Raw genomic sequence first — 25,540 nt, 5'->3', positions numbered from 1 at the left:
TTCAGTATAGCGGCGTCACGCGCCGCAATCAGCGGCCGATAGTGATGGTAGCGCCGGCCCTGAGGGCCGCGACCAGCACCTCGCCTTCGACAGCCGAGGCGCAGATTTCGCCTGGCCGCTCGGCAGCGGCAGCACCGTTGAAATTGATGACCACGTGGCCGATCTCGCGCACCTTGTTCCAGGCGCTGTCGCCCATGGCTGTGATGGTGCCTTCGAGCTCGCCTATAACGATCGCGGCACCGACGGCGGGGGCTGCGTCACTCGGTCCGACTTCGGTCTTGTGCAGTACCGACACCTCTGCAAGTTCCGGCGGGGCGCCGTCGGCGAACAGGATCAGCACGCCGCCTTCGGCCAGCTCTGCCACTTCCGGTCCAATTGCCGTGATGTGCGTCTTGAGATGAACCGACATGATCAAAGCCTTTCAATGGGTCCAGGCCGATATGCCTGCCTGGACGATGCTTGGTGCCGGCCAGCGCCGGCGATGGAAGATCGCCCGGCGGCAGCATGTGCCGCCGGGCAAGGGTTTTAGAACACGACCAGGCTGACCGCCCAGGCGATGAGCACCGAGACCGGGCCCATGATCTGGCGGCTGATCAGAACGGCAGGAACGCCGATCTCGATGGTCTTCGGCTTGGCCTCGCCGAGCGCCAGGCCGACCGGGACGAAGTCGCAACCAACCTGGGTGTTGTAGGCAAACAGCGCCGGCAGCGCCATCGCCGGCGAGATCGTGCCGTTGGCAATCTGCGGGCCGATGATGGCCACGCCGATGACCTGGGCGATGACAGCACCTGGTCCCAGGATGGGCGACAGGAACGGCAGACCGCAAATGGCCGAGATGACCAGCAGGCCAACGATGTTGTTGGCAAGCGGGCCCATCGGCTGGGCAAGCACGTCGCCTATGCCGGTGTAGAGGATCAGGCCGATCAGCATCGTCACGAACGCCATGAACGGCAGCACGTTGCGGACGACCTGGTCGATGGTACGGCGGCCGGCATTGAAGAAGATGTTGACGACGCGGCCCATGACACGGCCGACGCTGGCGATCAGGTTGATGAACCCACCGTCGTTGGTCGCCACCGGTGCTGCCTTCGCCGCCGTCGCGAACGAGGCATTGTTCGCGTTGGAGGCCGCGCCTGCCGATGTCACTGCTTCCGAACCGTCGGCCATGGTGATGTCGCTTTCCTTGACGCCCGACACGTAGATGTCCTCGGTGATGAACTGGGCGAGCGGACCCGCCTGCCCCACCGGGGTAAGGTTGACCGTAGGAATGCGCTTGCGCGGATAAACCCCGCAACGCGCGGTGCCGCCGCAATCGACGACGACCACCGCCATTTCGCCTTCGACCGGTGGCGACCTGAAGCCGTCGACGGCTTCGGCGCCGGTCATCTCGGCGATGCGAGCGGCGACCGGGTGAATGCCGCCGCCGGTAACGGAGACGACCTTGTTGCGTTCCGGCGTCGGCTGGACGACCAGGGGACCGCCCCAGCCGCTCTTGCCGCGGGAAATCTTGACTGCCTTGTAAGACTTGGCCATGTGCCCCTCCCCGCCCTTACAGCTCGACGCCCTGGCGGCGTGCCATGATTGCGGTGATGCGCTCGGTCAGCATGCCCTTGAGCAGGATGACGACGAGGCCGACGATGGCGTACCAGATGGCGACCTGGATGTGGTAGCCGCCGGGAACAGCGCCCTTCTTCTCGAGCTCGAGCAGAGCCACGAGAATGCCGCCCCAGACGAAATATTCACCCGGGTTGATGTGCGGGAACAGACCGAGTGGCGGGTGCACGTAAGACACCGCCGCATCGTAGAAGGCGGGCTTGTGCTTTTCTTCCAGGAACGAGCCGAAGGTGTAGGCCATCGGGTTGGTCAGGAAGAACACCGAAATCAGCGGCAGAACAGTGTAGCGGGTCAGCGCGATGCGCCCGGCGCCACGCGCGATGCCGTGTACCCTCTCCTCGCCAACCAGTTCGGTCAGCGCATAGAAGGCCGTCATCAGCACGACGAGCGTCGGGATGATGCCGGTGACGAAGCCGGCGAAGACCTCGCCGCCCTTCTGGAAGATGCCGATGAAGTATTTGCCGATGCTGGTGAGCCAGCCAAGCTGCTCCTCCTGGGCAACGGTGTTGAGCTTTTCCTTGAACTGCTCAACGGTCAGGTCGCCGCTCGCCTGGGCGAGCACGACGAGATCATTCGTTGCCCCCTTGACGGCGAGCTTGCCGTGAATTGCAGCATCCGTGGCCATCGAACCCGCGACGTGCAGGTTCTGGACGGCCATGTCGGCGTGCTGCGCCAACATAGATAGGACTGACATTTCTCCTCCTTGATATCCTCACCCAAGAGATCGCGCCCGAAGGTGCTGTTCCCTACGTACCCACTGGCTTGAGGCCGGCGAGGCCGGGCCCCTTTGGCTCGAGCCGCGTACGGTCGACCTGCTCGACCGCCTTCTTCACGGCTTCCGCCACACCGGCTTCCCCCTCTCCCAGTATCGCGGGATTGGACCGGAGCTGATCGAGGGAAGTTCCCTCAAGATTTTCATGTCGCTGAAACTTGGCGAAGACCGAACGCCCGGTCATGGTCAGCACGCGCTGGACCTTGAGGTCCGGCGTGACCACGATCAGCGCGATCGTTCCCTTGCCGAGGCGGCCGCGGCAATTGCCGGCGCCGACATAGCCATCCTGGTACTTTGCGGTGATGCCCTTGAAGACATCGGCGTAGTGCCGCATCTGAATCCACACGCCAAGCGACTGCAGCGCCCAGACGACGCCCAGAAGCAGCAGTCCCCACTGCCAGATTGCCATAAGGCTCCTCCTCCCGAAGTCCTCCGGAGCGGCGATATGCTGAGCCGCTCACATATCAATCAAAGAACATTTGTCTTTACGAATGTCAATATGTATAACTTTGGGCACCCCCGCACGGCGGTTCCGATCCACAGCGGCATTTGGCATTTTGCCTGCCGGTGGTATCTTCCGGACAGGGCAGGAGCACTGCGACGATGGACCTGATCTTCAAGAACGAGTTGGCGCTTGTGCCCGACCTCCGCCACAGGCTCAGGCAACTGCGTTGGTTCCGCACAACCTTCCGCAACAGTGCGCGCGCCATCACCGCCCGATATGGCATCCACTTCGATATCGACGAGAAGAAACTGACCCGCATCTTCCTCGACTGGGTCGAGATCGTAAACGCCCAAAAATCATATGCACAGCTCGACCGTGCCGACTTCATCGTCTACGCCGCAGGCTTGGCGCTCAAGGAACTGATCAAGCAAGCGCCTGTACAGGCCACAGATGCGCCCAGCGCGAATACGCCAGCGCTTCAAGTTCCCGAAATCGTACGGTTCTGGCCGGAGGGTTTCGTCTACACCAATTTCTGCGTCTGCTCGATTGCGGTATTGTTCGAACAAGAGTTTGGCGAGGCCCCTGCCCTCGATGCCTGCGCCGACGATCTCAGGACCTGGTGGTCCTACAAGGAAAACACCGCCGAGATGCCAAGCTACGCCGTCGCCTATCTCGACCGCTTCCTCGGCGCCGAGCCCAACTGGCTCGCACCCGACCTGCCGGAAGAGCGCAGCGCCATGCAGCGCGCGTTGCAGGCTTCGCCACGGCCTGAAGCGATAGGCCGGGATTAGACTTCCAACCATCGCAGTTGCGGCACGGCATGTCCGCGGCAGCCTCATTTCGACGAAGGGCGGCGTGAGCCGCATAAGTTTCTGGAGACCGACGTGCCCAACGACAGCCTGGTGATTTTCGATTGCGACGGTGTGCTCGTCGACAGCGAGCCGCTGGCAGCGCTTGCCTACGTGCGCGCTTATGCCAAGAACGGGCTCAAGATCGAGGCAGAGGTGATTTCGCATTGCGTCGGCATGAAGCAGGCTGACATCATCGCCAAGATCCACCAACTTACCGGCCAACTCCTGCCCGAAAACGCCACCGACGACATCTGGGGCGAGACCAAGGCGCTGTTCACCGAACAGCTGGCATCGACGCTCGATATCGCCGCGTTCCTGTCCCGGCTCGAAGTTGCCCGCTGCGTCGCTTCATCCTCTTCGGTCGAACGTATCAACCACAGCCTTGAGGTCACCGGCCTGGCGCATTATTTCGGCCCGTCGATCTTCAGCTCGTCGATGGTGAAGAACGGCAAGCCGGCGCCCGACATCTTCCTCTATGCCGCAAAAAAGATGGGCTTTGCGCCTGAGCGGTCGGTGGTGATCGAGGACTCGCGCTACGGCGTGCAGGGCGCGGTCGCTGCCGGTATGGTGGCGATCGGCTATGTCGGCGGTGGCCATACCCATGACGGCCACGGACCCGAACTTCTCGCGGCGGGCGCAGCAGCCGTCTGCGGCAGTTGGGACGAGGTTTCAGCCGAATTGCGCGAGCGCGGCTTCGTCTGACGACAACCCGCGCGCCTGTCGCCGCAGCTAGCCCATTCGGCCGTGGTCGCGCATCAACGCAACCAGCTGATCATGCGGCATGGCCTTGATACGGAAACGGTCGAAGGCGGTGCCGCCGGCGTCTTCAGCTGCCAGCATCGCATTGACGACGGCTTCCTCGACGCTGTCGACGGTCGCGGCATAGACCGGGTCCAGCTTCTCGTCATTGACGATTTCGAGGCTCAGTTTTGCCGGCGCACGGTGGGCCATGGGCTGCGGGTTGGCGGTCGAGAACGCCAGGAAGATGTCGCCGGAATTGTTGCCGCCGGGCGTACCACCACGGCCGATGCCGATGGAAGCGCGCCGCGCCAGCCGCTGCAGCTGGTGCGGCGCCATCGGCAGGTCGGTAGCGATGACGACGATGATCGAACCGCGTTCGGCGAGTTGGCTTTGGGGCGTGCCGTCGCGCATGTGCTCGCCAACGGGCACGCCCCGGATCGTCAGCCAGTCACGCTGGCCATGATTGGCCTGGACCAGCGTGCCGATCCTGTGCTCACGACCGCCAAACTCGACGATACGCGACGACGTGCCCGTCCCGCCTTTGAAGCCGTAAGCGACCATGCCGGTGCCGCCGCCGCAATTGCCTTCCTGCACCAGCCCCGATGACAGATTATCCAGGGCAGCCCTGACATCCGCTTCGGTCAGCGGCAGGCCGTTGATGTCGTTCAGGACACCGTCATAGGTCTCGGCAATGACCGGCATGATCCAGAGGAAACTGTCAGTGTCATAGGTCGAGGCGTAGCGCTCCAGCATCCATCTGACTGTCGCATGGTGGGCCATGCCGACGGCATGGGTGTTGGTGATGACGACCGGCCCGAGAAAGTAGCCGCCATCCTCGATCCAGTGGGTGCCAGTCATCTCGCCATTGCCGTTGAAACGGTGCACGCCGGCATAGACCGGCACCGGCGTCGGCGAAGCCGCATGCGGCATGATCGCGGTGACGCCGCTGCGCACCGGACGCTTGCGGCCCGGCCGAGGCACATCCTCGAGGATGGTCCGGAATCCGACGCCGATACCCTCGACATCGGTGATGGCGTTGAGCGGACCGGTGCGGCCTGGGAATGGCAAGCCGAGATCGCGGGCCCGGGCTTTGACAGCAGGAGAATTCGTTTTGGTCATCGAGGTCATTTCTGCCGTGAGCGCAGGTAGAGGCCAAGCGAGGCCACGACGAAGGAGAAGGAGAGCATCATCACCGCGATGGCGTTGATCTCGGGTTTGATGCCGCGACGGAGCATGGCGAAGATGAACATCGGCAGCGTCGTCACGTCGACGCCGGCGATGAAGTAGGTGATGACGAGATCATCCATCGAGATGATGAAGGCCAGCAGGGCGCCGCCGACGATCCCTGGCAGCAGTTGCGGGAACACCACCTTGCGGAAGGTCACCCACTCATTGGCGCCGAGATCGGCGGAGGCGTTTTCAAGCGTGCGGTCCATGCCGGCCAGGCGCGCCGAGACGACGATGAAGACATAAGAGATCAGGAAGGTGCACTGGCCGATGATGATCGTGGTCAGGCCGAGCTTGATGCCCGAATTGACGAAGAAGATCAGCAGAGCGATGCCGAGCACGATGTCGGGCATCAGCATCGGCATGAACATGACCGTGCGATAGAAGCGCTTGCCAAAGAAGGCGAAGCGGTAGAGCGCGATGGCCACAGCCGTGCCCAGGACAGTGGCGATCACCGTGGTGGATCCGGCAATGATCAGGCTGTTCCAGACGGCCTGGACGAGTTGGTCGGTCGACTCGATGTACAGCGCATTCTCGGAGATGGTGGTCTTGAAGCCGAGAACCTGCGCGTACCATTCGGTGGTGAAGCCGGTCCAGGTCATCATGTTGACCGGGTTGGAATTGAACGAATAGACGGCGATCAGCACCAGCGGAATGTAGATGAAGGCGAAGAACAGCCCCGTGTAGGCAAACAGGGAGCCACGGAAGAGGAAACGAGCGATCTTCATGGGTCTCTCCCTCAGTTCATGACATCGGCGCCGCGACGGCCGGACGCCAGCACATAGACGAACAGCAGCACCAGCATGGCGCACATGACCATCATCGCCAGCGCTGAGCCGAAGGGCCAGTTGCGGGCCGAGAGGAACTGCTGCTCGATGAGGTTGCCCAGCATCATCACCTTGGCGCCACCGAGCACAGCTGGAACGACGAAATTTCCGAGTGCCGGGATGAAGACGATGATGGCTCCGCCGGCGATGCCAGGCGCCGTCAGCGGCAGGATGATGCGGATGAAAGTGCGGATGGGCCCGGCGCCAAGATCGAGGGACGCGCGCACCAGCGTCCAGTCGAGCTTTTCGACGCTGGCGTAGACGGGCATGAACATGAACGGGATGAAGATGTAGACCATGCCGAGCACGATCGCGCCGTCGGTGTAGATCAGCTCAAGCGGGCGATCGATGATGCCGCCTGCCAGCAGCACCTCGTTGACGATGCCGGTCTGGCGCAGGATGAGCACCCAGATGAACAGGCGCACGATCAGGCTGGTGAAGAACGGCAGCGTGATCAGGAACAGGCAGAAATTCTTCCAGCGTTCCGACAGCCGGGCGATGCAGAAGGCGGCGGGATAGCAGACGAACAGGGTGGCGATGACGGTGAACGCCGCGATCTTGAGCGAGCGCAGGAAGATCGCGAGGTAGACCGGGTCGAAGATTTCGAATGCCGGATCGGCGAAGCCGAGGATGCGGCCGTAATTGTGCGGATAAAAGACCCATTCCACCCCGCCATAGAGGCCGGGCGCCAGGAAGCTGGTGACGATCATGATCGTGAGTGGGCCAAGGAAGAAGACGGCGAAAAACAGCGACACCGGCGTGAGCAACAGCGCGAGCTGGACGCGACGACGACCGGCGAGTGACATGTCAGATGCCATCCGCGTCGCACCTGATGAGATGGACGGCAGCCGGATCGTAGGACAGCCGCGCTTTGCGCGTCTGTTCGACCTCGCCGACGAAGCTGCGCCGGCCGGCCGGAATTTCGGCGGTCACCTTGCGACCCTCGGCCGTGTGGCCGAACAGCTCGAATGACGAGCCGACGAAGACAAGCTGCTCGACCTCGACATCGAGGAAAGGATGGTCGCGGCCCTCCCCCGAAATGAACAACTGCTCGGGGCGGATCAAAGCCTTGGCCTTACCCGACACGTTGCCCACCGACGGCACATAGCGGATCGCGGTACCGTCGCTCGTCAGCAGCCAGCCATTGTCCATCTGGCCTTCGAAAAGGTTGCTGGCGCCGACAAAGGTGGCGACGAAGCTGTTGTTTGGGCGGTCGTAGATATTGCGCGGGGTGTCGAGTTGCTGGATGCGCCCGCCGGAAAGAACCGCCACGCGGTCCGACATGGTCAAAGCTTCCTGCTGGTCGTGGGTGACGAAGATGAAGGAGATGCCAAGCTCGCTTTGCAGCGTCTTCAGTTCGATCTGCATCGCCTGGCGCAGGTTCTTGTCCAGTGCCGACAAAGGTTCGTCGAGAAGGAGCAGCTTTGGCCGGGCGATGATGGCGCGGGCGAGCGCCACGCGCTGTTGCTGGCCGCCGGAAAGCTGGCGCGGCCGGCGGCCTTCCATGCCGGTGAGGCCGACCATGTCGAGCGCGGCCGCCACCTGCTTCATCCGCTCGGCCTTGGCGACACCGGCAACTTCCAGCGCATAGCCGGTGTTCTCGCCGACTGTCATGTGTGGAAAGAGCGCGTAATTCTGGAAAACGGTGTTGACCGGCCTGCGGTAGGGCGGCCGAGTGGTCATGTCCTCGCCGTCGATCAGGATGCGTCCGGCATCAAGCTCGACGAAGCCGCTGATCGCCTGCAGCAGGGTGGTCTTGCCGCAGCCCGAGGGTCCAAGCAGGGTCAGGAATTCATTGCGGTCGACATCGAGGTCGATCGCGTCGAGCGCCGTTACGCTTTGGCCTTCCGGCGTGGGAAAGGTCTTTGCCGCCCCCTCCAGCCGGACAATGGAATCTCGCATCTGCCGTTCCCCGAATTGTTATCTAAATAACTCTTGTGCGATCGAGAGATTTGGATACCATTTGATCATTCAAGTCAACGGCCGCCAGAAGCCGTAGCCGGAGCACTCGAAGGCCGGCCTGCAATGGGCAGACACCAACAGAGGAGAATTCGATGAGGATCATGAACCATGCCCTCGCCGGCATCCTGCCGACCAGGCGGAGCCTTTTGGCGCAGGTCGCGGCAATTTCGCTTGCGGCGGTTGCCGTAACGGTGGCGCCTGCCGCCGCTGCCGAGCTCAACATCTACAACTGGGGCGAATACATCAATCCAGCGGTGCTGAAGAAGTTTGAGGAAGAGACCCAGATCAAGGTCAACCTGTCGACATACTCGTCGAACGAGGAGATGCTGGCCAAGATCCAGGGCGGAGCCACGGGCTACGACATCGTCTTCCCCTCGGTGCACATGCAAGACATCATGGCCAAGCTCGACCTGCTCGAGAAAACCGACATCAACACCTATGAGGGTTTCAAGAACATCGATCCGGGGTTCATGCGCGCCAAGAGCGACCCCAAGGGCGAGTATTGCCTGCCCTACGCATTCGGCTCGGTGGGCATCTTCTACAACCGCAAGATCCTCGGCAAGGACATCACCGGCTGGAAGGATTTGATCGCCACCGTCGAAGCCAAGGGCCTGAAGTTCACGCTGCTCGACGACATGCGCGAGGTTCTGGCAGTTGGCCTGATCCTCAATGGCCACAAGGTCAATTCGACCGACCCCACCGAGTTACAGCAGGCAGCCGACACGATCATCGCCATGAAGCCTGACGTTGCCGCCTTCACCTACGAGACCCGCGCGATGGTGCAGTCGGGCGACGTTGCGGCGGGACACTTCTTCGTCGGCGCCATGGTCGACGTGTTGGCCAACACGGCCGACCTCGGCTACGTCATCCCGGAAGAAGGCGCCACCATGTATCAGGAGGACATCTGCGTCCTCAAGACCGCGCCCAACAAGGACAGCGCGCTCAAGTTCCTGCAGTTCTACACCCGTCCCGAGATCGCGGCACTCAACGTTTCGCAGCAGACGAACGGCACGGCCAACGTGCCGGCACGGCAATTGACCCCCGACAACATCAAGAATAGCAAGGAGATCAATCCTTCGCCCGAGACGATGCAGCGGCTGCAGATCTTCGAGGATTTGGGCCCAGGTCTGCGCCAGCTTGACCGGGTCTGGACCAAGGTGAAGACAGCGCAGTAGCCCCGCCACCAGGCGGCCGGCCGGAGAGGACATGGCGCAGCGAATCCTGAAGCTCGTGCAAAGCGAGGAGCTGAGGCGGTCGAAATCCGACAAGCTGATTGCGAACTACATCGAGCGCAACCTGGCTGAAATCCCGTTCGAGACGGCGCGATCCATCGCCACCCGCCTCGAACTGTCGCCGATGACCGTCGGGCGTTACCTGCGCCGCATGGGCTTCGATGGCCTCGACCAGTTGAAGCACGAGTTGCGGCGCGGCAGCTCCAACCCCGCCTGGCAGGTCAAGGGACCGGTCGACCGCTTCCGGGAAGATATCCGCGAGGGCAAGCTGCTCGCCGGGCTCATCCAGCAGCAGATCGACAATCTCGGCCGGATCTACGAGCTGACCGCCGCACCTGAGTGGCAGCAGACGATCGACGCCCTGGTTTCGGCGAGCGAGGTCTATGTCGCGGCCTACCAGAACGTCCGCGGCATCGCCCAGTATTTCGCCAGCCAGCTATCCTACACACGGCCGCGCGTGCAGTTCGTCGACGGGCTGAACGGTACCTATGCCGAACTGCTCGACGGTTCGGTCGAGGGTCGCGTGCTGTTCCTGCACGACGTCCGCCGCTTTGCTGCCAAGGCACGCCCGCTCGCCATGGAGGCGAGGCGTATGGGCGTCAAGGTCGTTCTGCTGACCGACGAGTTCTGCCCGTGGGGGCCGGAGGTTTCCGACATCTGCCTCGTCGTACCAGGATCGCACGGTCCGCTCTGGGACGGCTCGGCAACGATCATCGCGGTGATGGACCTGATGCTGAGCAACATCATCGTGCTGCTCGGCGACGAGGTCGGCGAACGCGTCGACCTGCTGACCCGGCTGCAGAATACTTTTGGCGATTTCGAGAGCTGATCCAGCGGAGCCAGCTGCCAACGAATGCCAGATCCCCGCGCTGGCAGCGCGAGGATCTAGAAGAAAAGCTGCTAGACCCGCACCATCTCCAGCAGGATTTTCAGCACTTGCTCGCGCCGCTCGACCTGCGGCATGTGGCCGGTGGCCGCAAACACATGCAGCGCCACCTCGCCAGGCAGTCCCAGAGACTGGCTCGCTGGGATGATCCGGTCGTTGGCACCGACAATGACACGGACCGGCATGCGCAAGGCCGCCAGCAGCCCCCTGATGTCGAAGGTCTGGGTGCCGTCGGCAAAGAAGCGGTCCGATATCTCGGCTTGCGCGGCGCGCAACTCGGCATCGGCTGCCTGCGCCAGCGTCGCGTTGACGAAGGGTTTTGACAGCACCGCCTCGTCGGCGACGAGCAGCCGCAGCCAGGGCGTCAGGCTCGCTTCGCTCTTGGCCCGTACGAAGCCCTGCAGGAAGGCACCGTTGATTTCAGGCCCGAGGCCCGCAGGGGCGATCAGGGCCAATGCACGGACATCGGCATGGCCACGCGCGGCGACGGTCGCCGCCACGGCTCCGCCAAAGGAGTGTCCGACGAGCAGCGCCGGGCCGACGTCGAGTGCTGCCAGCGTTGCCTCGACATCACAAGCGATGGCATCGAGGTCGGCAGGCGTCTGGCGTGGTGAGCCGCCATGTCCGGGCAGGTCGAGCGCCAGCAATGGCGCATCGACGGGGCCGGCAGCCAGCATCGGCCGCCAGCTGTTGAGGTCCGCGCCGAAGCCGTGGATCAGCACGATCGGTCGCCCTTCACCCTGTCGCAGCCAGGCGAAGTTGAGCGGTGCCGCGCCAGCGGACCGCTGTGGCGCCGGCCGTGGCTGGGAGGATGCCGACGGCCTGGAAACGATGGGAGCGGGCTTGGCCGGAACAGATGCCGCCGGCGCAGGCGCCGCAATGGCTGTCTCGACGTCACTGCGCATGACGCGGCCTCGGGGCCCGGAACCGGCGATGGCATCGAGCTGCAAACCGGCCGCCGCCGCCAGACGGCGAGCCAGCGGCGTGGCGCGGGTGCCATTCGACGGCTTGCCTGGGTTCGCCGGCGCGAGTTCAGGCAGAGCGGCCGGAGCTGCCGCGACCGGAGCAGCCGCAGCAGGCACGACTTCCTGCACTGGCGTGGCATCGGCAACAGCATCCTTCGCCGGCTTGGTCGCCTCGCCTTCGGCATAGATCCAGGCCACGGCTTCACCGACCGGGATGTCGATGCCTTCCTTGCCCGATATGTCGCGGATGGTGCCGGAGGCCGGCGCGTCGATCTCCATCGCCGCCTTGTCGGTCTCGATCTCGAACAGCAGGTCGCCTTTCTTGACCGTCGCACCTTCGCCGACATACCAGCGCGAGATGCGTCCGGTCGCCATGTCCATGTCGACCTTGGGCAGGATTACTTCGACCGGCATGGCCTAGCGGCCCCCCATGGCGAGGCTGCGCGCGGCGGCCAGGATGTCGGGCACCTGCGGTACGGTCGCCTTTTCAAGGTCCGGATTGTAGGGGATCGGCGTCTCGGCGCCGCCAAGGCGAACGATCGGCGCGTCGAGGAAGTCGAAGGCCTCGCTCTCGGCAATCATGGCGCTGACTTCGGCGCCGACGCCGAGCGTCTTCACGCCTTCGTAGACGCAGAGTAGACGCGAGGTCTTCTTGACGCTTTCGATAACGGTTTCCTTGTCCATCGGCCTGATGGTGCGCAGGTCGACGACCTCGACGTCGATGCCCTCGGCCTCGAGCGTCTTGGCGGCTTCAAGCGCCTTGTGCACCATGATCGAAGTGGCGACGATGGTCAGGTCTCGGCCTTCGCGGCGGATCGCCGCCTTGCCGATAGGCACGGTGTAATAGCCCTCGGGCACCGGGCCCTTGGTCTTGTAGAGCAGCTTGTGCTCGAAGATCATCACCGGATCCGGGTCGGCAACAGCCGCGAGCAACATGCCCTTGGCGTCGTATGGGGTCGCCGGCTGGATGACCTTGAGACCGGGCACATGGCCGAGCCAAGCCTCGAGGCTCTGGCTGTGCTGGGCGGCGGCACCAGTACCTGACCCTGCCGGAAAGCGCATGACCACGGGCACCGAAACCGCGCCACCCAGCATGTAGCGCATCTTGGCGGCCTGGTTGACGATCTGCTCCATGGCAAGCGTGGCGAAGTCGGAGAACTGGAACTCGAAGATCGGCCTGAGGCCGGTCACCGCGGCACCGACTGCAACGCCGGCGCCACCGAGTTCGGAGATCGGCGTGTCGATGACGCGGTCGGCACCGAAACGCTCGACAAGATCGCCGGTGACCTGGAAGGCACCGCCATAGACGCCGATATCCTCGCCCATCAAAAACACGCGCTCGTCGGTCTCCATGGCGATCGCCATGGCTTCCTGGATCGCCTGGGCATAGCTCAGCTCACGCACGGCCTGATCCATTACACAGTCTCCGTGTAGACGTAGCGTTCGAGATCGCGAATCTCGGGCGACGGGCTTGCCTTGGCGAACTCGATGCCGTCGGCGATTTCCTTGGCAACCGCCTCGCGGATGGCCTCGACGCCGGCCTTGTCGATGATGCCGAATTCCATCAGTTCATTTTCATAGCGGACGATCGGATCGCGGTTGGTCATCCAGTCCTCGATCTCTTCCTTGGTCCGGTAGCGGTTGCGGTCGCTCTTGGAGTGGCCGCGATAACGGTAGGTCTTGGATTCGATCAGCGTCGGCCCCTCGCCCGCCCGCGCCCGGCGAACCGCCTCATGGCTGGCTTCGGCAACATCAGACAGCACGTTGCCGTCGACGATCACGCCCGGCATCGAATAGGCCGCAGCACGATCAGCGACATTCGGCACCGCCGTCGAGCGGGCCATCGAGGTCGACATGCCATAGCCGTTGTTTTCGCAGACGAAGATGACCGGCAGCTTCCACAACGAGGCCATATTGAGCGCCTCATGAAAAGCGCCCTCATTGTTGGCGCCGTCGCCGAAGAAGGAGATGACGACGCGGTCCGACTTCAGACGCTTGGCGGTGAGTGCAGCACCCACGGCGATCGGAATGCCGCCACCGACGATACCGTTGGCACCGAGATTGCCGGTCGACACGTCGGCAATGTGCATCGAGCCGCCAAGGCCGCCGCAATAGCCCGTCGTCTTGCCAAAGAACTCGGCGAACATCCTCGACACTTCCGCGCCCTTGGCGATGCAGTGGCCATGGCCGCGATGTGTCGAGGTGATCTGGTCGTCATTGGTCAGCGGCATGCAGATGCCCATGGCGCTGGCTTCCTGGCCGATGGACAGGTGCATCGTGCCGTGGATCAGGCCGCGCATATAGGACTCTTCCGCGCCCTCTTCGAACTGGCGGATGAGATACATCTTGTGCAACGCCTGCTTCAGCCGCTCGGCGCTGTATTCGCGGTAGATGAAGGGCAGGTTCGCACCCACCGGCAGGTCCTTGGGCTTAGCCTGGGCCACTGTCATGCCTCCGCTCCATAGACCAGCCGGTCCTGACGTGCCCTGAGCTCGGCGATCTTCGAGTTTGGCGCGACCGCTGCGTTGGCTGATGTGATCAGTTCGCCCTTCTTGATCGGCGCGGTGACCGTGCCGCCCTGCAGCAGGCCGCACGGGATGGCTTTCGCCGCACGTGCTTCGCCCGTCGTCATGATCCAGGCGCGGTAGGTGTATTCACCGATGGCATCGAGTGCGTCGCCGGGGTTCAGGTCCTTCTTGGCAACGGCGCAGACATCGGCCACCGGTTTGGCCAGCGGCACCATGTCGGCCTTGCCGTAGAGAACCACACGGGCACAGGTCAGCGGCACCTCGAGCGAGGTCAAATGATAGGGCCGGTGGAAGGTGAAATACGGACCATGGCCCATCTTCAGGTCTTCCATGCGTTCGCGGATGCGCGGATGCGACATGTCGGCGATGACAAAGACACCAGGCGCCACACCCTTGCCGATCGAATAGTCGACGACGCCGACCCTGGTCAGCACGCCGCCGTCCTTTTCGGGCACAAGCACCTTGTTGAGCTCCGGCAAGGTCGCTGCCGGACCGTGCATGCCGGCCTTGTCGGGCACCAGCCCCGTGGCGTTGGCGATCGCCGCCATCTCGACCATGGTCTTGGAGCCGTCGACGAACTCGACGAGCATGCGCACGTTCATGTTGCGGCGCTTGGCTTCCTCGGCATAGTCGTGCGGCACCGCATCGATGTTGAGCGGGTTGTTCTTGCCCTTGCCGGCGGCCACGATGGTGTGGCCCATCGCCGAGACGAACTCGATCAGCTCCATGCAGGACGACGGCTCGTCGCCGGCGCCGAGCGAATAGGTCACGCCAAGACGGTCGGCTTCCGACTTGAGATAAGCGCCGATGGTGACGTCGGCCTCGACATTCATCATCACCAGATGTTTGCCATGCTCCATGGCGCGCAGGCCGATCTCGGCACCGACGGCGGGCACACCCGTCGCATCGATGACGACGTCGATCAGGCCGCTGTTGAGGATCAGGTCGGCATCGTTGGTGACGGCGATCTTGCCGGCCTCGATGGCTTCGTTCAGCGCCGAGCCGCTACCGACTTCGCGGGCATGGCCCTTCTCCTGGTAGGCAATGTCAACGGCGCGATGCGCATTGGGCAGGCTGAGCTCGGAGATCGCGCCGACCTCGATGCCCGGCATGTGTGCCACCCGCGCCACAATGTCGGTGCCCATCTCGCCAGAGCCGATCAGCCCGATGCGGATCGGCTTGCCCGACTTCTGCCGCTCCACGAGGTCCCGCGCCAAGCCGACTGGTGCGACGTTGATGGTCATCCGATGGTTCCTCCCGAGCAAAGGCACTGCAATTGCGCTCAGAGGTAATGAACATCTGTATTTGTGTCAATACGAATGTCCATGTTTTCACTGCCCATGAGCGCCGGCCATCGTTTCCCGCAGCATCGACCCGGCATCGGGGAACAGTCGTGGCGCTGGCCACAGGAAGCCGCGCGCGGACGTCGAACACCATGACGGCAGCGGGACACTTGGGGCGGCAGAAAGGGAATGTGTAAGCCGGCAAAGTCGATCGGTTCCGGCGGCGAATTGGCAGCAAGAGATCTGCGCACAGACCGACGGGAACAGAAAATGCCCGGCCAAGCTCTCGCTTGACCGGGCATAAATGGTCGAAAGTCGGCAGTCCCCTGCCCCGCACTGTTCCATCCGCTGCTTTGGCAAAGGCCCTTTCAACGAGCCGTTTCAATCGCGACTATTGCTGATGAGATTTTCACGGATTCTGCCCGGCCAATCACTCCCTTGCATAAGGCACGCCAAGCCGCGCCGGTTGGCCGGTACGGAAGCGCAGGCCCATCAGCAGCGCGATCGAGGCGAGATATGGCAACGCCAGGAGCAACTGGTGCGGAACCTGCGCGCCGATGACCTGAAGGTGGGTCGCAAGCGACTCGAGGAAGGCGAAGGCCGTGACGGCAATCAGCACGCCGCGTGGCCGCCAGTTGCCGGCGATCAGCGCGACGACGACGATCCAGCCTCGGCCGGCGGTAAAGTCGGCGAGGAAGCGATCGGAGAAGCCGAGCATCAGGAAGCCGCCGCCGAGGCCGGTCATGGCGCTGCCCAGCATCACTGCGGCGAACTGCCTGGCAGTCACGCTCAAGCCCTTGACGTCGAGCGCCTTGGGGTTTTCGCCGAGGCAGCGCAATTCGAGGCCGTAGCGGGTGCGGTAGAGCAGGAACCAGACAGCCGGCACGGCAAGCAGCGCGACATAGGTCAATGCACGCTGCGAAAACAGCACCGGACCCAAAAGCGGAATGTCCGAGAGCAGCGGGATCGCCACGTTCTGGAATCCGGAAAAAGTCGGCTGGGCTCGTCCCTGGATGTAGCTCTGGAACCAATAGAGCGTCAGTCCGCCAGCGAGCAGGTTGAGGCCGAGGCCGGCGATGAAGTGATCTACACGCATGAGCGACGTCATGAATGCGATGACGGCACCCATCAGGGCACCGGCGAGGACGGCGGCCAACACGGCAAGCCAGAGCGAGCCGGTTGCTGTGGCGGCGAGATAGGCAGCGAACGCACCGGTCAGCATGGTGCCTTCGACGCCCATGTTCCAGATGCCGGCGCGCTGGGTGATCAACTCGCCGAGTGCTGAAAACAGCAGCGGCGTGACGATGCGGACGGTTGCAGCAAGGATGCTGACGATGATGGCTTCCTGGAACAGCTGGCTCATTGGACCGCAACCCTCACGATACGATAGCGCGCCACGACACCGGCGCAGAGGAAGAAGAACAAGGTGATGCCTTGCATCGCCGGGACCAGTGCTGCCGGCACGTCGCCGAGCACGCGCATGTAGACCGCACCGCTTGCCAGTCCGCCAAAGAACAGCCCGGCAAATACCGTGCCCAGTGGCCTCAGGCCGCCGATCATGCCGACGATGATGCCGGCGTAGCCGAGGCCGATAAGATTGTCGGCGCGCAGCCGGTGCGCCACGCCGAACAGTTCGATGGCGCCGGCTAGTGCCGCGAGCGCACCGCTGGCCAGCATGATGATCGTGACGGTGCGGTTGATGTTGACGCCCTTATGCCTGAGCGCCTCTGGATTGTAGCCGAGGCCACGGATCTCGTAGCCGAGCGGCGTGCGCGACATGACCAGCGCGCAGATGGCAGCGGCCAGAAACGGCAACAGGACACCGGCATGCAGCCGGCTTGAGCCGAACATTCCGGGCAGAAACGCCTCGTTTGGCAGCATTGGCGACTGGTGGTAGGAGATTGTGCCGCCGCTTTCCCCCCAGGGACCACCCTGCAGCAACCAGGACAGCAGGTAGACGACGAGGTAATTGAGCATCACTGTCGAGATGATCTCGTTGACGCCGAAGCGGTTCTTGAGCACGGCAGCAAGCCAGCCAAGCGCAATGCCGGCGGCCATGCCGAAGGCAAGCACGCCGGGGAAGAACAGCAGCGGCGGCAGGCCGGCGAGGACCTGCGCTCCGAGATAACCGCCCATCGCCCCGGCAAACACCTGTCCTTCCTGGCCGATGCTCCACAGCTGGGCGCGAAAGGCGATGACCGTGGCGAGGCCGGTGAGGATGATCGGCGTCGCCTTGACCAGTGTCGTCGCCACCGCCTTGGGCGAGCCGACCGCACCTTGCAACAAGGCACTGAATACCTGCAGCACATCGGCACCGGTGGAGGCCAGCAGGATCGCAGAGGCGGCGAGCCCGGCGGCAATTGCCATGGCAAACGACGCCGCCGTCCAGAGCGCATCGCTCTCGACTCTCGGTTCGAAGCGGATCATGCCAGTGTCCTTTCCTTGGGCGCGGCGACACCTTCGCGGCGACCTGCCATCATCACGCCAACCTCCGATATGGTTGTCGTCTTGGGGTCGACGATGCCCATGATCTCGCCCTTGAACATCACGGCAATGCGGTCGGCGAGATTGAACAGGTCGCTCAGTTCCTCCGAAGCAAGGACGATGGCAAAGCCTTCTGCCCGCTTCTTGAGCAATTGCGCCTGCACGTATTCGATGACGCCGACATCAAGCCCGCGCGTCGGCTGGTTGGCGAGCATCAGGCCAGAAGCGTGCAGGAACTCCCGTGCGATGATGATCTTCTGGGCGTTGCCACCCGACAGCTTGCCCGCCGCCACTTTCTCGTCGCGCGTGGCGATCTGGTACTCGGCGATCATCTCCCGCGACAATTCGGCGATGGCTTTGCTGTCGATCAACGGGCCGTTGCAATATTTCGGGCTGCGCTGCCAGCCGAGCACAAGGTTCTCGGCGACGCTAAACTCCGGCACCAGGCCTTCGCGAAAGCGGTCGTCCGGGATGTGGCCGACACCACGATCCATCAGGCAGCGCGGCGTCAGGCCGGCAACGTCCTCGCCCTTGAGCCTGATCGTACCGGCCTCAGGCTTGCGCACGCCGCACAGCACTTCGAACAGCTCCTTTTGGCCGTTGCCGGCGACGCCTGCGATACCGAGGATTTCGTGGCGCGCGACGGAGAAAGAAACGTCCTTGAGCACGGCCTCGCCCCAGTGGCCGCGTGCGGTAAGTCCGTCGACGGCAACAACGGTCTCGCCGGGCTGAAGGTCCGGCTTGGTGACGGTGAAGGAGACCTCGCGGCCGACCATCAGCCGCGCCAATTCGTCCGGCGAGGTCTCCGGCGTGTTCAGCGTCGCCACCACCTTGCCCTTGCGCAGCACCGTGACGCGGTCGGACTGCATCACTTCCACAAGCTTGTGGGTGATGAGGATGATCGACAGGCCGCGGGCACACATCTTGCGGATGATGTCGAACAGGATGCGCGACTCACCTGGTGTCAGCACCGCAGTTGGTTCGTCGAGGATAAGTATCTCAGCGTCGAGATAGAGCGCTTTCAGAATTTCCACCCATTGCTGACGTCCGACCGGCAGTTCCCAGACATAGGCGTCAAGATCGATGTCGATGCCGTAGCCATCGCAAATGGCCTTCAGCTTCTGCCTGGCCTGCTGAGCGTTCAGGCGCCAGCCTGAACGCTGCGTGCCGACAATGATGTTTTCGAGCACGGTGAACTCGGGCACGAGCACAAAATGCTGGTGCACCATGCCGATGCCATGGCGGATGGCATCGATCGGCGAAGCGATATGGACCGGCTTGTCGCGGACGAAAATCTGCCCCTTGTCGGGCCGGTAGAAGCCGAAGATGCAGGAAGAAAGCGTCGATTTTCCGGCTCCGTTCTCCCCGAACAGACAATGGATTTCGCCGGGGCGAAGGTCGAAGTCGACATTGTCGTTGGCGGTGACCCCGGCAAATCGCTTGGTCAGTCCTTCGACACGCAAGGCAGTGGACATGGCTGTTACCAATGTAAAGGAACACGGGGGCCGCGACAGGCAGGCACCTGTCGCAGCAGGGCTCGTGGGCGCTACTTCGCCGCCTTGGGATCGGAAACGTCAATCGGCACTTCGAAGCTGCCGGCGATGATCCTGGCCTTGAGGTCCTCGACCTCAGCGCGGATATTTTCCGGCAACTTGGCCTCGAGGTCGCGATATGGCGCCATCGAAGCGCCGCCATCCTTCATCAAAAACCAGTGCTTGTCGGTATTGCCGGCATAAGGCTTGCCCTCGGCCTTGTGCGCCCACCAGGCATCGACCACCCAGATGATGTCAGGATCCCAATGCGCGACCGTGCTCGAGAGCACCGTCGACGGCGAGAAGGAATGCTGGTCCTGGAAGTTGCCGAAGCACAAGATCTTGGCCTCTTCGCACGGCTTGAAGTTACCGGTCAGCTGGAAGATCAGGTCGGCGCCGGTGGCGATCTGGGCGGAGGTATATTCCGCCGCCTTGGCCGGATCATACCACGACTCGATGAACGCCACGGTGCGCTCGATAGCAGGATTTGCCGCCTTGGCACCGGCAAAAAAGGCATTGATCTCGTCGTTCACGTCATCGGCGGGGAAGGTGCCGACCGAGCCGAGCTTGTTCGACTTCGACAGCTTTCCGGCGGCATAGCCGAGCAGATAGGCCGGCTCATGCACGCGCTTGTAGACCCAGTACTGGTTGCCGCCGAGGCCCTCATTGCCCGAGCCGACGACAACGAACAGGATGTCGGGGAACTCGTCCTTGAGCTTCTTGACCTGGTCGGAATAGGTCGAGTGCGCCCAGATGACGTCGTATTGGCCGCTTTCAGCGAATAGCCGCATCGCATCGCCGGCGTCGTCGCCCCAGAGCGGGTCAGTGTATTTCCAGGTGATGTCGAGGCCGTGCGGCTTGGTCGCCTTGACCCGCTCGAGGGCCTCGATCAGCGTGCCATCCCAACCATTGTCGATGCCAGCCGACAGGATGATGGCAATGTTGAGCTTGTCCGGCTCGGCCGCCTCGGACCGGTCAGGACTGACGACGATGGCAGCGACTAGAAGCGCGGCCAATAGTGCCAGCCGTCTCGCGAGAATTGCGAACATAGGATTGTACCTTTCCCTCTGGTGTCATTTTTTGGGTTTCATCCCGTTCTTATGATTATGTCTTCCGATCCCGCCTCTCCCAGGCGGGCATAAATCAGTTCCTTGGCGGCACCTCCTGCGGCTCGGCCAGCAGGCGGTCGATCTCCGCCGACCATGATGCGCGCCAGTCGCGCCTGACGCTGTCGTCAAGCCAGGCCGCATCTAGCGAATTCAACGCGAGATCGGCGAGTGTCCGGCGATCGAGCGACATGGTTTCGCCGAGCAACCGGTATTCCTTGGCAAGGTCGGTCTGCAGCATTGGCGGATCGTCGGTGTCGACCACGAGCTTCAGGCCCGCATCGAGCATGGCGCGGATCGGATGGTCTGCGGCAGTCAGGTCGCGCCAATGGGTCAGAATGACCGTCGAGCTGGGGCAGACCGTGAAGGCGATGTTGTCATCGATGCAGCGCACAACAAGTTCCGGGTCTTCAATCACGCGGTAGCCATGGTCGATGCGCTCGACCGAGAGCAGATCAAGCGCATCGCGGACATTGGCGGCCGGGCCACCCTCGCCTGCATGAGCGGTGAGCCGCATGCCGGCCTTCTTCGCCTTGTCGTAAACCGGCTTGAAGGGTGCTGGTGGGAACGGCTCCTCGTCATAATCGAGGCCGATGCCGATCACCTTGTCGGAGCGGAATGGCAGCACACGGTCGAGGAATTCGAAGCTTCGGTCGATGGTCAACTCCCGGTTGATCGCCGGTATCAGCCGCGACACCAGGCCGAAGTCGGTCTCGGCATCGTCCATCGCCTTGAGCAGGCCGGAGAACATCGTCTCGTAGCTGATGCCGGCATCCTGGTGTACCTGCGGGCTGAAGAAGAACTCGGCGTAGCGGCCGCCGGCCTTGGCGACATGCGCGAGTGCTTCATAGGTGATGAGGTGGAAGTCGTCGGCATCGACGACAGAGCGCGCGACAAGATCGTAGATCTGCAGAAAATCGACAAGGTTGTCGTAGCGATAGAGGTCCTCGATGTGCTGGAACGGAGGCAACGGCACGTTGTTCTTGCGCGCCAGCTTAAGAAAGGTCTGCGCATTGACCGCACCGGCGAGATGAAGATGCAGCTCGGCCTTTGGCAGCGCCCGCGCGAATTGATCCAGATCCATTTCATTCCCCTTGGTGGCTCGTTCTTGTCGGGGCCACTTGGCCCCCTGTCGCTGCCTGGCGGATAGCTGTCAGTCCCGCATCCCGGAATTGTCCTTGTCCCCTAAAGGTCCAGCACCAGTTCGGCGCTCCGCGCTCGCGAACAGCACAGCGTTATGTGGTCGGCGCGCTGCCTGTCGGTCAAAACGAGGTCGCGATGATCGGGCTCGCCTGACAGGACACGCGTCACGCATGTGCCGCAGATGCCCTGCTCGCACGATACCGGGATGACGATTCCGTTCGCGCTCAGCACCTCGGCGATGCTGCGCCCCGGCACCACCTCGAAGCTGCGGCCGTCATGGGCGAGCGTGACCGTGAACGGCTGGTCGCCAGACGTCGGTTTCGGCGCCGCATTGGCGAAATACTCGCGGTGTATGGTCTCCTTCGGCCACGCCGCGGCGGCCCTCGAAACGACCGCGTCGAGAAAGCCTGACGGGCCGCACGCATAGAGATGCGCACCATTCGGCCGACCGCCGAGCAGTCGATCAAGATCGAGCCGTTGCCCGGCAGGCCCGTCGTCGAGATGGAAGCGCATCTGGGCTGCAAACGGCGAGGCCTCGATCTCGTCGCGGAATGCCATGCGCTCCGCGCTGCGGGCGCAATAATGGAATTCGAAATCGCGCCCGAGCGTCGAAAGGCGGTGAGCCATCGCCAGGATCGGCGTAACGCCGATGCCGCCAGCAAGCAGCAACGAGAAAGGTGCCGTCTCGTCGAGCGCGAAGGCATTACGTGGCCGGCTCGCCTCGATCAGGTCTCCGCTTTTCAACCGGTCGTGCACATAGGCCGACCCGCCGCGTCCGCCGGGCTCGCGCAGGACGCCCAACGCATAGCGGCGGCGTTCGTTCGGGTCGTTGCGCAGCGAATATTGCCTGGTGAACCCGCCGGGCAGGAACAGGTCGAGATGCGATCCGGCCGTGAAGGCCGGCAGCTCGGCGCCATCAGGCGCAACGAGATCGAGCGCAACGATGCCCTGGGCACAGACGCGCCTGGCGGCTACGCGCAACTGCAACCTGGCACCGGCCTTGATCGTAGTGGCGGGCATGAGCCCGTTCATCGGGACAGCCATGGTCACGACCGCAGCCCCGAAGACAACAGCATGCCTGCCCCCATGCACGACCGAATGCCGGCGAACGACAGAACAGGCGAGGATTTGTATGACCGGACCGACATGGCTTTTCCTTATGTCTCCAATTGCGATGCGGTCGTGGGATCAACTCACGATCGGTGCGCCGAGGCCGAAATTCCGGACCAGTCCGCGGCGGTATTCGAGCGACATGCGGTCCGACGGCACATGGATTTCTTCGGTGAGGTCAAGCGGCAGTTCTTCGGGATGCTGCTCCTCGACCATCGGCTTGTCCTCGTCATTGATGAGCAGCGCATCCTTGATCCAGTACTCGGTATCGGGATTGCCGGTTGTGTCGGTCATCAGCTGGAAGATGAGCGTCTCGCGCGCCGAAACCGGACAGACCGTATCGGCGAAGTAGGCGACGTAGTCCGACCCCTTGGGGTCGATCTTGATGATGGTCGAGAACGGATAGGTCAGCTCGTAGGTGTAGACCACGTCGCGGCTGTCGCCCTCGACACCATCGTCGAACCGGTTGAACCCCTCATGATAAGGCAACTCGAAACGCAGACCGTAGTCTGTCTGGTTGACGTCGTAGGGCGGGATCGGATCGGCCGTGTTGCCGCCGAAGCTCTGGGTGTGGACCCAGGGGAAATGGGCGACGTCATTGAAATTCTCGACGTGGCGGCTTGCCGCCGCGTACCAGGTGCCTTTCGGCACGTAGACCTTTCTGAAATCAGGGTTTGAAATGCCCTCCCATTCCGGCAGCTGCCAGATCGGATCGTTCTTCAGGCACGCCCAGATGATGCCGTATCGTTCCACCGATGCGTAGGTCTCGAGCCTGAGCTTGGGCGGAATGCGGCCTTCCGAATTGGCAATCGAAGGGATCTTGGAGCAGGCGCCGTCATGCCCGAAATGCAGCCCGTGCATCGGACAGACGATCTGGTCGTCGACCATCCAGCCAGCACTGATGCGAGTGCCGCGATGCGGACAGAGATCGCGTGCAACCGTAATGCCACTTGCCGTCTTGTAGATGACAAGGTCGACATCGAGCAGCTTGGCACGCACCGGCTTGTCGGCAATGTCATGGACAAAAGCAACCGGATGCCAGAACGAGGCAAGGATATGCCAGTCGCTGGCCGAGAAGGTACAGCCACGTGGCAAGTCGCTCTTTGTCTTGGAATTATCGGCTGGCAGAAACACCTGTTCACTCCTCCAGAACGTGCCTTCGCTGGCTTGTCCAGGGCGTCGGCCAAAGCCTTGCCTGAACACGGGTGGAGTATTCCGCAGGCAGGAATTTCACGGAATGCCTGACGCGACAGAAAACATATCTGGGCTTAAGATCAGTTTCGACTAATCTTCCAGCGCCGTTTCGCCTGTGCTATTGCAAGCTGCGGATCGGCAAGCGGGATATGGCTATGCACGCACTCATTGATAGCGGTCGTGGTTTTGCCTTTGGCGAAGCCATTTATCCGGCAGGTGGCGTCTATGGTCCGCTGAAGGATCGATACCTCACGCTGCTCATCATCCATGAAGGCAAGGCACGTGTTGTCTGCGACGACGAGGAGATAGCCCTCGGGCCGCGCAGCTGCGGCTTCTTTCGCAACGCACAGCACTTGTTCATGGAGTATGCGGAGGGCCGCAACACGCGCGTCAGCTGGTGCGAGGGTTATGCCGGAGAAATCTCCGAACCGGTGGCGATGCGGCTGCGCACGCTGACACCGCGCATTGCCTTGTCGCAGCGTGTCGAGGCCTTGCAGCGTCTCGGTGTCGAACTTGGCGCCGGCTCCAGCTCCAACCTCAATGCGCTGCGCAACGCACTCGGCGAATCCATTTTCCTTGCCTATTTCCACGAAGCGCAGATGTCGGAGCAGGAACGCCTGACGCCGCGCTCGGTGCTACGCGCACGCTTCTACATCGACGAAAACTACGAAAAGGAAATCACCGTCGAGCGCCTGGCGGCACTTGTCGGCGTGACGCCACAGCACCTGGTGTCGTCCTTCCGCAAGCATGTCGGCATCACGCCGGTTCGCTATCTCTGGCAGGTGCGCGCCAACCGCGGCCACTTCCTGCTGCTGCAGAGCGGCCTCGCCATCTCCGACATCGCCTACCAATGCGGCTACAAGAACCCTTTCCACTTCTCGCGCCAGATCTCCGAGCAGTTCGGCATGTCGCCGCGCGAGGTCCGTGCCAACAAGGGTTATCGCTTGGCGAGCGATATCGCCGAGGGCGCAGCCGACGTCGCCTACGGCATGCTGCTGCCGGATACGGATACCATCCTGACGAAGTGACAAGCGCAACGGCATTACTTTTTGGAATGCATCTCAGACGCATCGCTATGCGCCGGCAAAACGCCAAACCGCTATTTTGGATACGCGTTGGATCGGTTGGCCAATGTCGCAGCCAATATGCTGCATGCCCAACTGAATCGCGCAGGGCCAACCCGCTCAACTGGGCGATTTCAGTGGTGTTGACGATGTCGGCAGATTTGCCTCATTCAGTATCCTACAGGGAGCGCCTGCGCGCTTGGGTGAATGGCTTCGGGCGACAGCGCTACCACCCGGAACTGCACTATATGCGCGGGCCTGGACCTGCTGTGCACCGCAAGCAATTTGCGATAGAGGCAGGGACGATAGTGGCCCTGCCTGAAAAGGCTGGCGCACTGACACAATAGCCTTGGCTGCAATGCGAATTTTCAGCAAACTTTCGTCGTCAGGGCATTCGTCGAATGTGCCTTGCAGAACGAAATGCCACCCCCAATCACACCAACGAAAAGTCTGACGGGTGGGCATCTATCTCCCGATTGCGGAAATGTCGGTCAATGTGTTCGTGCTGCTGGCGATGGGCGCGGCGGTCGGTTTCCTGTCGGGCATGTTCGGGGTCGGCGGCGGCTTTTTGATC

The 25,540-nt window shown here is 62.7% G+C and carries 24 protein-coding genes and 1 pseudogene; 6 read left to right on the top strand and 19 right to left on the bottom strand.

The features are described 5' to 3' along the window. Positions 1-28: 28 nt before the first annotated feature. The 4 genes from IHE39_RS12065 to IHE39_RS12050 form a co-directional block, all read right to left on the bottom strand. A complete protein-coding gene (locus IHE39_RS12065) occupies positions 29-409 on the bottom strand; it encodes a PTS glucitol/sorbitol transporter subunit IIA (RefSeq protein ID WP_192566630.1) in 381 nt (126 codons plus the stop codon). Positions 410-525: 116 nt separating this feature from the next. Next, on the bottom strand, positions 526-1,533 hold the full coding sequence (gene srlE, locus IHE39_RS12060; RefSeq protein WP_192566629.1) for a PTS glucitol/sorbitol transporter subunit IIB: 1,008 nt from the start codon (positions 1,531-1,533) through the stop codon (positions 526-528). Positions 1,534-1,549: 16 nt separating this feature from the next. Continuing rightward, entirely contained in the window at positions 1,550-2,308 is a 759-nt protein-coding gene (gene srlA, locus IHE39_RS12055) for a PTS glucitol/sorbitol transporter subunit IIC (protein WP_115734428.1), read from the bottom strand. 52 nt (positions 2,309-2,360) lie between these two features. Then, positions 2,361-2,795, bottom strand: coding sequence for a transcriptional regulator GutM (locus tag IHE39_RS12050; RefSeq protein WP_184771126.1), 435 nt, complete (start codon positions 2,793-2,795; stop codon positions 2,361-2,363). A gap of 194 nt (positions 2,796-2,989) precedes the next feature. Between IHE39_RS12050 and IHE39_RS12045 the strand changes: the two genes are divergently transcribed. Both IHE39_RS12045 and IHE39_RS12040 read left to right on the top strand, forming a co-directional pair. Next, positions 2,990-3,622 carry a hypothetical protein gene (locus IHE39_RS12045; protein ID WP_184771124.1) on the top strand — a complete coding sequence of 211 codons (633 nt, stop codon included), beginning with the start codon at positions 2,990-2,992 and terminating at the stop codon, positions 3,620-3,622. Between the two features lie 93 nt (positions 3,623-3,715). Beyond that, on the top strand, positions 3,716-4,384 hold the full coding sequence (locus IHE39_RS12040; protein ID WP_192566628.1) for an HAD-IA family hydrolase: 669 nt from the start codon (positions 3,716-3,718) through the stop codon (positions 4,382-4,384). Positions 4,385-4,411: 27 nt separating this feature from the next. Here IHE39_RS12040 and IHE39_RS12035 read toward each other — a convergent pair whose 3' ends face one another. Genes IHE39_RS12035 through IHE39_RS12020 form a run of 4 tightly spaced genes read right to left on the bottom strand, consistent with a single transcriptional unit; the run spans position 4,412 to position 8,379 of the window. Beyond that, positions 4,412-5,551, bottom strand: coding sequence for a DmpA family aminopeptidase (locus IHE39_RS12035; protein WP_192566627.1), 1,140 nt, complete (start codon positions 5,549-5,551; stop codon positions 4,412-4,414). After that, complete coding sequence (locus IHE39_RS12030) at positions 5,548-6,378, bottom strand: ABC transporter permease (protein WP_184771118.1); 831 nt, start codon at positions 6,376-6,378, stop codon at positions 5,548-5,550. The genes IHE39_RS12035 and IHE39_RS12030 overlap by 4 nt, the downstream gene beginning before the upstream one ends. Positions 6,379-6,389: 11 nt before the next feature. Next, positions 6,390-7,283 carry an ABC transporter permease gene (locus IHE39_RS12025; protein ID WP_192566626.1) on the bottom strand — a complete coding sequence of 298 codons (894 nt, stop codon included), beginning with the start codon at positions 7,281-7,283 and terminating at the stop codon, positions 6,390-6,392. A gap of 1 nt (position 7,284) precedes the next feature. Continuing rightward, on the bottom strand, positions 7,285-8,379 hold the full coding sequence (locus IHE39_RS12020) for an ABC transporter ATP-binding protein (RefSeq protein ID WP_192566625.1): 1,095 nt from the start codon (positions 8,377-8,379) through the stop codon (positions 7,285-7,287). 152 nt (positions 8,380-8,531) lie between these two features. On the opposite strand from IHE39_RS12020, the gene IHE39_RS12015 reads away from it, so the two are divergent. Further along, a complete protein-coding gene (locus IHE39_RS12015; RefSeq protein ID WP_246471156.1) occupies positions 8,532-9,614 on the top strand; it encodes a polyamine ABC transporter substrate-binding protein in 1,083 nt (360 codons plus the stop codon). A gap of 31 nt (positions 9,615-9,645) precedes the next feature. After that, complete coding sequence (locus IHE39_RS12010; RefSeq protein ID WP_184771114.1) at positions 9,646-10,500, top strand: MurR/RpiR family transcriptional regulator; 855 nt, start codon at positions 9,646-9,648, stop codon at positions 10,498-10,500. A 71-nt stretch (positions 10,501-10,571) separates the two neighbouring features. Here the strand turns inward: IHE39_RS12010 and IHE39_RS12005 are convergent, their stop codons facing one another. The 11 genes from IHE39_RS12005 to IHE39_RS11955 all read right to left on the bottom strand — a co-directional run bounded on the left by IHE39_RS12005 (position 10,572) and on the right by IHE39_RS11955 (position 23,842). Beyond that, positions 10,572-11,936, bottom strand: coding sequence for an acetoin dehydrogenase dihydrolipoyllysine-residue acetyltransferase subunit (locus IHE39_RS12005; RefSeq protein WP_192566624.1), 1,365 nt, complete (start codon positions 11,934-11,936; stop codon positions 10,572-10,574). Between the two features lie 3 nt (positions 11,937-11,939). Next, the gene (locus IHE39_RS12000) at positions 11,940-12,938 is read right to left on the bottom strand and encodes an alpha-ketoacid dehydrogenase subunit beta (protein ID WP_192566623.1); all 999 of its coding nucleotides are present in this window, start codon (positions 12,936-12,938) and stop codon (positions 11,940-11,942) included. Continuing rightward, positions 12,938-13,972 (bottom strand): thiamine pyrophosphate-dependent dehydrogenase E1 component subunit alpha, encoded by a 1,035-nt coding sequence (locus IHE39_RS11995; protein ID WP_192566622.1) that lies wholly within the window; start codon positions 13,970-13,972, stop codon positions 12,938-12,940. The genes IHE39_RS12000 and IHE39_RS11995 overlap by 1 nt, the downstream gene beginning before the upstream one ends. Then, positions 13,969-15,294 carry an NAD(P)H-dependent oxidoreductase gene (locus IHE39_RS11990; protein WP_192566621.1) on the bottom strand — a complete coding sequence of 442 codons (1,326 nt, stop codon included), beginning with the start codon at positions 15,292-15,294 and terminating at the stop codon, positions 13,969-13,971. Before IHE39_RS11990 ends, IHE39_RS11995 begins: the two co-directional genes overlap by 4 nt. A gap of 469 nt (positions 15,295-15,763) precedes the next feature. After that, positions 15,764-16,696 (bottom strand): ABC transporter permease, encoded by a 933-nt coding sequence (locus IHE39_RS11985; protein ID WP_192566620.1) that lies wholly within the window; start codon positions 16,694-16,696, stop codon positions 15,764-15,766. Beyond that, on the bottom strand, positions 16,693-17,760 hold the full coding sequence (locus IHE39_RS11980) for an ABC transporter permease (RefSeq protein WP_192566619.1): 1,068 nt from the start codon (positions 17,758-17,760) through the stop codon (positions 16,693-16,695). The genes IHE39_RS11985 and IHE39_RS11980 overlap by 4 nt, the downstream gene beginning before the upstream one ends. After that, positions 17,757-19,292 (bottom strand): ABC transporter ATP-binding protein, encoded by a 1,536-nt coding sequence (locus IHE39_RS11975; RefSeq protein WP_192566618.1) that lies wholly within the window; start codon positions 19,290-19,292, stop codon positions 17,757-17,759. The genes IHE39_RS11980 and IHE39_RS11975 overlap by 4 nt, the downstream gene beginning before the upstream one ends. A gap of 71 nt (positions 19,293-19,363) precedes the next feature. Further along, positions 19,364-20,398 carry a BMP family lipoprotein gene (locus IHE39_RS11970; RefSeq protein WP_192566617.1) on the bottom strand — a complete coding sequence of 345 codons (1,035 nt, stop codon included), beginning with the start codon at positions 20,396-20,398 and terminating at the stop codon, positions 19,364-19,366. A gap of 94 nt (positions 20,399-20,492) precedes the next feature. Then, positions 20,493-21,539, bottom strand: a complete 1,047-nt coding sequence (gene add, locus IHE39_RS11965) for an adenosine deaminase (protein ID WP_192566616.1) — start codon at positions 21,537-21,539, stop codon at positions 20,493-20,495. A gap of 101 nt (positions 21,540-21,640) precedes the next feature. Continuing rightward, positions 21,641-22,618, bottom strand: coding sequence for a PDR/VanB family oxidoreductase (locus IHE39_RS11960; protein WP_192566615.1), 978 nt, complete (start codon positions 22,616-22,618; stop codon positions 21,641-21,643). 168 nt (positions 22,619-22,786) lie between these two features. Next, positions 22,787-23,842, bottom strand: coding sequence for a Rieske 2Fe-2S domain-containing protein (locus tag IHE39_RS11955; protein WP_192566614.1), 1,056 nt, complete (start codon positions 23,840-23,842; stop codon positions 22,787-22,789). Positions 23,843-24,057: 215 nt separating this feature from the next. Here IHE39_RS11955 and IHE39_RS11950 point away from each other — a divergent pair, with 215 nt between their 5' ends. Then, the gene (locus IHE39_RS11950; RefSeq protein WP_192566613.1) at positions 24,058-24,930 is read left to right on the top strand and encodes a helix-turn-helix transcriptional regulator; all 873 of its coding nucleotides are present in this window, start codon (positions 24,058-24,060) and stop codon (positions 24,928-24,930) included. 493 nt (positions 24,931-25,423) lie between these two features. Next, positions 25,424-25,540: pseudogene (locus tag IHE39_RS30625) on the top strand (sulfite exporter TauE/SafE family protein); the annotation flags it as partial.

It is taken from the genome of Aminobacter carboxidus, from assembly GCF_014863355.1.
Taxonomy (GTDB): domain Bacteria; phylum Pseudomonadota; class Alphaproteobacteria; order Rhizobiales; family Rhizobiaceae; genus Aminobacter; species Aminobacter carboxidus.
The sequence above is the reverse complement of the archived record's forward strand: the minus strand, read 5'-3'. Positions and strand labels throughout refer to the sequence as shown.